Annotated in this window: 6 protein-coding genes and 1 pseudogene; 4 read left to right on the forward strand and 3 right to left on the reverse strand. The window is 69.2% G+C overall.

Translation table 11 applies throughout. The annotated features are described in order from the left end of the window. Positions 1 to 112: 112 nt before the first annotated feature. The 3 genes and pseudogenes from xsc to AC2W7M_RS14230 all read right to left on the reverse strand — a co-directional run bounded on the left by xsc (position 113) and on the right by AC2W7M_RS14230 (position 4,969). Positions 113 to 1,888 (reverse strand): sulfoacetaldehyde acetyltransferase, encoded by a 1,776-nt coding sequence (gene xsc, locus AC2W7M_RS14220; protein WP_486132916.1) that lies wholly within the window; start codon positions 1,886 to 1,888, stop codon positions 113 to 115. Between the two features lie 75 nt (positions 1,889 to 1,963). Beyond that, positions 1,964 to 3,301 (reverse strand): MFS transporter, encoded by a 1,338-nt coding sequence (locus AC2W7M_RS14225; RefSeq protein WP_486132917.1) that lies wholly within the window; start codon positions 3,299 to 3,301, stop codon positions 1,964 to 1,966. Beyond that, positions 3,265 to 4,969, reverse strand: a pseudogene (locus tag AC2W7M_RS14230) (GMC family oxidoreductase). The gene AC2W7M_RS14225 and the pseudogene AC2W7M_RS14230 overlap by 37 nt, the downstream one beginning before the upstream one ends. A gap of 219 nt (positions 4,970 to 5,188) precedes the next feature. Between AC2W7M_RS14230 and AC2W7M_RS14235 the strand changes: the two are divergent. From AC2W7M_RS14235 to AC2W7M_RS14250, 4 genes are all read left to right on the forward strand, one after another. Then, a complete protein-coding gene (locus AC2W7M_RS14235) occupies positions 5,189 to 6,034 on the forward strand; it encodes an IclR family transcriptional regulator (protein ID WP_486132918.1) in 846 nt (281 codons plus the stop codon). A gap of 304 nt (positions 6,035 to 6,338) precedes the next feature. Further along, positions 6,339 to 7,643, forward strand: coding sequence for an ATP-binding protein (locus tag AC2W7M_RS14240; RefSeq protein WP_486132919.1), 1,305 nt, complete (start codon positions 6,339 to 6,341; stop codon positions 7,641 to 7,643). 4 nt (positions 7,644 to 7,647) lie between these two features. Further along, entirely contained in the window at positions 7,648 to 8,181 is a 534-nt protein-coding gene (locus tag AC2W7M_RS14245) for a response regulator transcription factor (protein WP_486132921.1), read from the forward strand. Between the two features lie 395 nt (positions 8,182 to 8,576). Beyond that, positions 8,577 to 8,830, forward strand: a 254-nt coding sequence (locus tag AC2W7M_RS14250) for a hypothetical protein (protein ID WP_486132920.1), incomplete at its 3' end; no start/stop codon positions are given.

An 8,830-nucleotide genomic window follows, 5' to 3' on the forward strand; every position in this document is an offset into this window, starting at 1 on the left:
CGCGGGGCGGCGCGGGCGGCGTCGATGATCCGGTCGAGGGCAAGCATGGGCGGACCTCCCGTGGGACGGGATGGGCCGGGCGGGGGCCTGCGCGCCCCCGCCCGGTCGCGGTTCAGCGCGCGAGCTGCTCGCGCATGTCGGAGCGCTCGATGCCGGCCACCGGCACCGGCTTCTTCATGGCGTCGCGGCGGAAGGGCTCGCCCAGCTCCTGGTTCAGCACCACCTCGATGAAGGTGGTGATGCCCTTCTTCTGGTCCTCGGCCGCGGTGTGGATGGCGTCCTTGAGGCTCTCCACGGTGTCGACCCGCACGCCCTTGAAGCCGCAGCCCTCCGCGATCTTGGCGTAGGACAGCTTGGGGTCCAGCTCGGTGCCGACGAAGTTGTTGTCGTACCAGAGCGTCGTGTTGCGCTTCTCGGCGCCCCACTGGAAGTTGCGGAACACCACCATGGTCACGGCCGGCCATTCCTCGCGGCCGATGGAGGTCATCTCGTTGATGGAGATGCCGAACGCGCCGTCGCCGGCGAAGCCGAACACCGGCACGTCGGGGCAGCCGATCTTCGCGCCGATGATCGCCGGGAAGGCGTAGCCGCACGGTCCGAACATGCCGGGTGCCAGATACTTGCGGCTCGCCTCGAAGCTCGGATAGGCGTTGCCGATGGCGCAGTTGTTGCCGATGTCCGTGGACATGATGACGTCCTTGGGCAGCGCCGACTGGATGGCGCGCCAGGCCTGCCGCGGCGACATGCGGTTGGCGTCGCGGGCGCGGGCCTCCTCGTTCCAGCGGGTGCCGGGATCGTCGTCCTCATGGTCCATGGAGGCGAGCTGCTGGAGCCAGCGCGAGCGCGTCTGGTGGATCAGCGCGCGGCGCTCCTCGCGGCCCGCATTGCCGGCGCCGGGACCGAGCTGCGCCAGGAGCTGGGTCGCCACCTCCTTGGCGTCGCCGCAGATGCCCACCGTGATCTTCTTGGTGAGGCCGATGCGGTCCGGGTTGATGTCCACCTGGATGATCTTGGCCTGCTTCGGCCAGTAGTCGATGCCGTAGCCGGGCAGGGTGGAGAACGGGTTGAGCCGGGTGCCCAGCGCCAAAACCACGTCGGCCTTGGCGATCAGCTCCATGGCGGCCTTCGAGCCGTTATAGCCGAGCGGCCCGACCGAGAGCGGGTGGCTGCCGGGGGCGGCATCGTTGTGCTGGTAGCCGGCGCACACCGGGGCCTCCAGGCGCTCGGCCAGCGCCATGGCCTCGCCGATGGCGTTGCCGATCACCACGCCGGCGCCGTTCAGCACCACCGGGAACTTGGCCTCCGTCAGCAGCCGCGCCGCCTCGGCGATGGCCTGCCTGCCGCCCGCGGGGCGCTCCAGGCGCACGATCTGCGGCAGCTCGATGTCGATCACCTGGGTCCAGAAATCGCGCGGCACGTTGATCTGCGCCGGCGCGCTGGCGCGCCAGGCCTTCTCGATCACGCGGTTGAGCACCTCGGCGACGCGCGAGGGGTCGCGCACCTCCTCCTGGTAGCAGACCATGTCCTCGAACATGGCCATCTGCGAGACTTCCTGGAACCCGCCCTGGCCGATGGTCTTGTTGGCCGCCTGGGGGGTCACCAGCAGCATCGGCGTGTGGTTCCAGTAGGCGGTCTTCATGGCGGTGACGAAGCCGGTCACGCCCGGGCCGTTCTGGGCGATGGCCATGGCCATGCGGCCGGTGGCGCGCGTGTAGCCGTCGCAGATCAGGCCCGCATTGGTCTCGTGGGCGCAGTCCCAGAAGCGGATGCCGGCCTTCGGAAACAGGTCGGACACCGGCATCATGGCCGAGCCGATGATGCCGAACGCCTCGTTGATGCCGTGCGCCTGCAGGACTTTGATGAACGCCTCTTCGGTGGTCATCTTCATGACGGAGCAATCCTCTCGGAAACGATGGGGAAGAAGGAGGCGACGGCGTCGCGCCGCCTCCGGTCCAAGCGGGCGCTAGCGCGCGGGCTGGCGCGCGGCTTCCGCCGATGTGCGCTGCGCGGCGTCGGAGGGGCGCGGCGCCGGGGCGCGGATCGCCATGGCCGAGAGCATCGACACGAGCGCCGCGAACACCACGTAGCCGGCGACCTGCCAGGGCTGCCCGTCGCCGCGGGCGAGCAGATAGGTGGCGATGATCGGGGTGATGCCGCTCGCGAAGATTCCGGAGAACTGGTAGACGAACGAGATGCCGGTATAGCGCACCCGCGCGTCGAACAGGTCCGAGAACAGGGCCGCCTCGGGGCCGTAGCACATGGCATAGAGCACCCCGAACGGCACCACGATGCCGAGCGCGATCAGCGGCAGCGAGCCGGTCGAGAACAGCCAGAAGGCTGGGAACGTGACCAAAGCCAGCAGCAGCGAGCCGATGGCGTAGGTCCGCGGGCGGCCCCACTTGTCGGAGAGCTTGCCGAACATCGGGATGGTGAACACCATCACGAAGGCGGCGAGCGTCACCAGCCACAGCGCCGTGGTGCGCGGCACCTTCACGTAGTTCGCGAGATAGACGATGGAGAACACCGCGAAGACGTTGAAGAACACGCCGTCGATGTAGCGCACGCCCATGCCGAGCAGGATGTTGCGCGGATACTCCTTGATCATCGTCACGAACGGGATGGCCTGCTCCTTGTTGGCGGCCTTCACCTGCTCGAACTCCGGCGTCTCGTGCACCTTCAGGCGGATATACATGCCGACGAAGACCAGCACGATCGAGCCGACGAAGCCGACGCGCCAGCCCCAGCTCATGAACTGCTCTTCCGGCAGCATGGAGACGATGGCGGTGACGCCGGAGGCGAGACACAAACCGAGCGCGAGGCCGATCTGCGGGATCGAGGCGAAGAAGCCGCGCTTACCCTCGGGCGCGTACTCATACGCCATGAGAACCGCGCCGCCCCACTCGCCGCCGATGCCGATGCCCTGGGCGATGCGCAGGAGCAGCAGCAGGATCGGCGCGGCGATGCCGATCTGGGCGTAGGTCGGCAGAAGGCCGATGGCCACGGTGGCGATGCCCATGATCATCAGGGTGATGATGAGCATGCTCTTGCGGCCGAGCTTGTCGCCGAAATGGCCGAAGATCAGGCCGCCCACCGGCCGCGCCACGAAGCCGACGGCGAACGTGGTGTAGGCGAGCAGGATCGAGATCACCGGGTCGTCGGCCGGGAAGTAAAGCTTGTTGAAGACGATGCCGGCGACAATGCCGTACAGAAAGAAGTCGTACCATTCGATGGTGGCGCCGATCACGCTGGCGCCGACCACCCGCCTCAGTTCACGACTTGAAGCTCCCGCTTGCCCAGCCATTGTGTCCTCCCGTCATTGATCGAGTTCTGGGCGTTGTCTCGCCCGATGCTGTTGTTCAGCGTGTCCTCGCGGATCATGTCGGCGGCCTTCTCGCCGATCATGATCGCGGGAATGTTGGTGTTGCCGGACACGAGGCGCGGCATCACGGAGCAGTCCACCACCCACAGGCCGTCGACGCCGCGCACCCGAAGGCGCGGATCCACCACCGCCGCGCGGTCGTCGTCCCGCCCGATGCGGCAGGTGCCGACGGGGTGGAAGATGGTGGCGCCGTATTCGCGGGCGAAAGCGAGCAGGCCTTCGTCGTCGGTGACGCCGGGGCCGGGCAGCTTCTCCTCCGCCACGTAGTCGCTGAACGGGGCGGTGGCGGCGAGCCGGCGGGCGAACTTCATGCCTTCCACCGAGCAGCGGCGGTCGGTCTCGGTGGCGAGATAGTTGGCGGTGATCTTCGGCGCGTCGAGCGGATCGGCCGAGCCGAGCCGGATCTCGCCGGTGCTCTCCGGCCGCAGCTGGCACACCGAGAGGGTGAAGCCGGAATAATCATGCACCTTGCCGCCCGCCATGTCGGCGGAGATCGTGCCGATGTGGAACTGGATGTCGGGCGTCTTCGATTCCGGCAGCACCCGTGTGAAGAGCCCGCCCTGGTTGATGCCGATGGCAAGCGGGCCGCCCCGGAACAAGGCGTATTCCAGCCCCATGCGCAGGCGCCCGAAGAGGGAATTCAGCGCGTCGTTGGTGGTGATGGGCTTGCTGCAGCGGTAGAGCAGGCGCAGCTGCAGGTGATCCTGAAGATTGCCGCCGACGCCGGGACTGTCCAGATAGACGCCGATGCCGTTCGCCCGCAGGTGCTCGGCCGGGCCGATGCCGGACAGCATGAGCAATTGCGGCGATTGCACCGCGCCCGCCGACAGGATCACGCCCTGGCGCGCCTTCAGCACCTTCACCTGGCCGCCGACGCTCACTTCGACGCCGACCGCGCGGCCGTTCTCGAACACCACGGCGGGCGCGCGCGCGTCTCGGTGAGGATGGCGAGGTTCGGCGGCCGGCGGCGGGGTTGAGATAGGCCTTCGCCGCGCTCACGCGCAGGCCGTTGCGGGTGGTCAGCTGGTAATAGCCGACGCCTTCCTGCGCGGCGCCGTTGAAGTCCTCGGTCTCGGGCACGCCGAGCGTCTTGGCGCTCGCCTTGATGACCTCGATCAGCTCGTGCTTGCGCCGGATCGAGCTGATGGTGACGGGGCCGCCGGTGCCGTGCAGGGGATCGCCGGCGAAGCGGGCATTGTCTTCCAGCTTCACGAAATAGGGCAGCACGTCGTCGTAGGACCAGCCGTCCGCGCCGGCCTGCGCCCAGCCGTCATAGTCTTCCTTCTGGCCGCGGACGACGATCAGACCGTTGATGGACGAGCAGCCGCCGAGCACGCGCCCGCGCGGCCAGTAGATGCGCCGTCCACCCATGGTGGGCTCGGGCTCGGTGTGGAAGCGCCAGTTCAGGCGGTCGTTCCACATGGTCTTCCCGTAGCCGATCGGCACGTGAATCCACGGATTGCTGTCTTTCGGTCCGGCCTCCACCAGAGCCACGCGGCTTTTGCCGTCCTCGCTCAGGCGGTTGGCCAGGACGCATCCGGACGACCCCGCGCCGATGACGACGAAGTCGAAGGTTTCCTCGCCTTGCATTGGCAGTTTCCTCTCTGCAGGCACGACGATGCGACCAAAGGATGAGACGAGTCAATTCATATTTTGAGCTTTAATAGCTCACTGAATGAGATTTTTGTTGTGCATCGCAAAAGACGTCATGCTGCGCCTGCACCGCCCTCCACCCCATTTGACTTGCCCCCCAAGCCGATAAGGGTGGCCGGAAAGGCACCTTTTGGACGACGGACGGCACGGGCGGACATGGCGCAGAGACGAGCGGCGCGCAAAACGGACGAGCTTCAGGCCGACCCGCTTGAGGCCGAGGCGGCGGACGCGCCGGCACCGCGGCTGGAGGAGCGCGACAACGCCTCGGCGATGTTGCGGGCGCTCGATCTCCTGAGCGAGGTGGCGCGCTCCGAAACCGCTTTGAGCGTCCCTGATCTGTGCGCGCGGCTGCCGCTGCCGAAGCCCACGGTGCACCGGCTCTGCCAGAAGCTGGAGGCGGAGAACTACCTGATGCGCGAGCCGGACGGCCGGCGCTTCGCCATCGGCCCGCGCTTCCTGCGCATGGGCTTCGACATGCTCCGCAACACCGTGAGCTCCGAGCGCCGCAGCATCCTGGAGGCCCTGGTCGAGGTGGCCGGCGAGACCTGCAACTTCGTCACCCGCGCCGGCAGCCAGGCGATCTATCTGGATCGCGTGGAGGCGAGCTGGCCGCTGCGCATGCACCTGGAAGTCGGCTCGCGCGTGCCCATGCACTGCACCGCCAGCGGCAAGCTCTTCCTCGCCACCATGCGCCCCTCGCAGCGCCGCCGCATCATCGAGACGCTGCACCTCAAGGCGCACACGCCCAATACCATCACCAGCGTTGCGGCGCTGGAGGCCGAGCTGGAGCGGATCGCCGCCGACGGCTACAGCATGGACGCCCAGGAATTCCTGGAGGGGCTCGTCGCCATCGCCGTTCCGGTCAAGGATGCCAAGGGCGCGGTCGTCGCCGCCGTGGCGTGCCATGGGCCCCTGCCCCGCTTCACCCTGGACAAGGCGCTCACCTTGGTGCCGCACCTCAAGGATGCCGCGCGCAAGCTCGGGCGGACCTTGCCCGAGTGAGCTTGCCGGAGTGAGCTTGCCGCCGCGCGCGGCGGCGCGTCGACGCGCCCGCCCCTGCCGGCTTGGACCGTTTGTCCAATCGTGCCGTCGATCCACCCGCGGATAAGCAGGTCGCCCTGCGACCACTCCCGCTGCCCACCGTGCTGCCGCGCTACGCCCACTTCATCTCCGACTGCCCGGCCATGACGCGGCCATGAACCCGGCCGACCGCCGACGGGGCCGCGACAGCGTGACCGTTCCGCGCGCCGCGCCGCCGCGCTAAGGGCAATGGCGGAACGGCGCTGAAGCGAAAGGGACAGCCGACGTGACGGGCGCAGGCGCGATCGAGGCCGATGCCAACCGGCGCAACCTGCTGCTGCTCATCACCTTGCGGTGGCTGGCGGTGGCGGGCCAGGTGGCGACCATCGCCATCGCCGACCTCGCGCTCGGCCTCGCGCTGCCGTTGCAGCAGATGGGGCTCGTGATCGTCTTCCTGGTGGGGCTCAACCTCGTCAGCCTGCACCGCGTGGCCTCCGGCATGGCGGTCAGCGACGGCGAGCTGTGCGTCGAGCTGCTGCTGGACGTGGCGGCGCTCACGCTCCAGCTCTATCTCAGCGGCGGCGCCACCAATCCGTTCATCTCGCTCTATTTGCTCCAGGTCATCCTGGCGGCGGTGCTGCTGCCGCCCGCGGCCTCGTGGGCCATCGTCGCCGTCACCAGCCTCGCCTTCGTGTGGCTGTCGCGCTTCTACCGCCCGCTCGACCTCGGCATGACGGGGCATGCCCACGGGGCGTCCACCTTCTTCGACCTGCATCTCCAGGGCATGTTCCTGTGCTTCCTCCTGGCGGCGGTGCTGGCGGTGCTGTTCGTGACGCGCATCACCGGCAATCTGCGCGAACGCGATGCGCACCTCGCCGAAATGCGCCAGCGCGCGGCGGAGGAGGAGCACATCGTGCGCATGGGCCTGCTCGCCACCGGCGCGGCCCACGAGCTCGGCACGCCGCTCGCCACCCTGTCGGTGATCCTCAACGACTGGCAGCACATGCCCCGCATCGCCGGCGACGGCGAGCTCGCCGAGGAGCTGGAGGAGATGCAGGCGGCGATCGCCCGCTGCAAGTCCATCGTTTCGCAGATCCTGCTCGCCGCCGGCGAGGCGCGCCCCGAGGAGACGCGCCGCGCCGCGCTCGCCGCCGTCCTCGACGACATGGTGGGCCGCTGGCGCGAGGCGCGCCGCCCCGCCAACCTCAGCTATCGCAACGGTGTGCGCCCCGACCTTGTCGTCGCCTGCGACGGCATGATCCAGCAGATGCTGTTCAACGTGCTCGACAATGCGCTGGAGGCTTCGCCCGGGCGCGTCGCCGTGGAGGCGCTCCAGCAGGGCGACGACATCCTGGTGCGCGTGAGCGACGCCGGCACGGGGTTTGCGCCCGAGGCGCTGGCGCAGATCGGCAAGCCCTATCAGTCCACCAAGCCGCAGCCGGGGCGCGGTCTGGGGCTGTTCCTGTCCACCAACGTGCTGCGCAAGCTCGGCGGCGGGCTTTCCGCCCGCAACCTCGCCGGCGGCGGGGCGTGCGTCGAACTGCGCCTTCCGGTCGCATCGCTCGCGGTGGAGGACGCCGATGCCGCTTGAGGAGATGCCCGCCGACCGCCGCCTGCTGCTGGTGGAGGACGACCCCTCTTTCGCCCGCGCGCTCAGGCGCTCGTTCGAGCGGCGCGGCTACCGGGTGGCGCTGTGCGTGAGCGCCGAGGAACTCGACCTCCGGGCACAGGACATCGAGCCCGGCTGCGCGGTGGTCGACCTGAAGCTCGCCGGCGCCTCCGGCCTCGACTGCGTGCGCCGGCTTCATGCCCGCGACCCGCGCATGCCCATCGTCGTGCTCACCGGCTTTGCCAGCATCGCCACCGCCGTGGAGGCGATCAAGCTCGGCGCCTGCCACTATCTCGCCAAGCCCTCCAACGCCGACGACATCGAGGCCGCCTTCCACCGCGCCGAGGGCGATCCGGAGGTGCCGCTCGGCGTGCGCCCCAGCTCCATCAAGACGCTGGAATGGGAGCGCATCCACGAGACGCTGGTGGATGCCGACTTCAACGTGTCGGAGACCGCGCGCCGGCTCGGCATGCACCGCCGCACCCTCGCCCGCAAGCTCGCCAAGCGCCGCGTCACCTGAGGCCGCCGCAACGGGTGGCGAGGATTCGCCGCACGCGCGCCGGCGTCGCATCGGACCCATTGTCCAATGTCAATGGCGCACCGGCACTGCTGAGCTACACCCCATCCACGGGTTGTCCTTCCTGAAAGACGGACGAGGGGCTGCGGCGCGAGCCGCGACGGCCATGGCCGCGCCGTTCGGTCTGCCGGCAGGCTCAAGGACGGCTCGAAACAGACAGATAGGTCGGTGCCGTGACCCTCTCTTCCGGCCCTGCATGCGAGCCGCCGGCGACCGCCGGCGCGGCGCGCGCCCGATCCCGCCGCCGATCCCGCCGTGCCCGCGCGCGCCTTGCGCGAGGCCGCCGCGCGCCTGCGTCAGGCGACCCGAACTCCCGTCACCATCTGAGGACCGATCCCATGCCGAACCCCCATCGCGCCCCCGAGACCAAGGTGGCGAAGGCCGAGACTCTCGAGGAGCGCGCTGCCGCTGCCGAGTTCCTCGCCGCCTTCGAGAGCTACAAGGAGGCGAACGAGACGCGCTCGCCGAGATCGAGCGCCGCGGCGCCGATCCGCTCACCGCCGAGAAGATGGCGCGCATCGACGCCGCGCTCGACGCCCACCAGGCGCGTCTCGACGCCTCGCCACCAAGGCGCGCCGGCCGGCGCTGGACG

Source organism: Xanthobacter sp. BG11Y11_SDJG (assembly GCF_057364445.1).

What these genes read in the sequence shown, in the direction of transcription:
- AC2W7M_RS14225 (WP_486132917.1), bottom strand. Translation starts at nt 3,301, where the DNA reads ATGGCTGGGCAAGCGGGAGCTTCAAGTCGTGAACTGAGGCGGGTGGTC.
- AC2W7M_RS14245 (WP_486132921.1), top strand. Translation starts at nt 7,648, where the DNA reads ATGCCCGCCGACCGCCGCCTGCTGCTGGTGGAGGACGACCCCTCTTTC.
- AC2W7M_RS14235 (WP_486132918.1), top strand. Translation starts at nt 5,189, where the DNA reads ATGGCGCAGAGACGAGCGGCGCGCAAAACGGACGAGCTTCAGGCCGAC.
- xsc (WP_486132916.1), bottom strand. Translation starts at nt 1,888, where the DNA reads ATGAAGATGACCACCGAAGAGGCGTTCATCAAAGTCCTGCAGGCGCAC.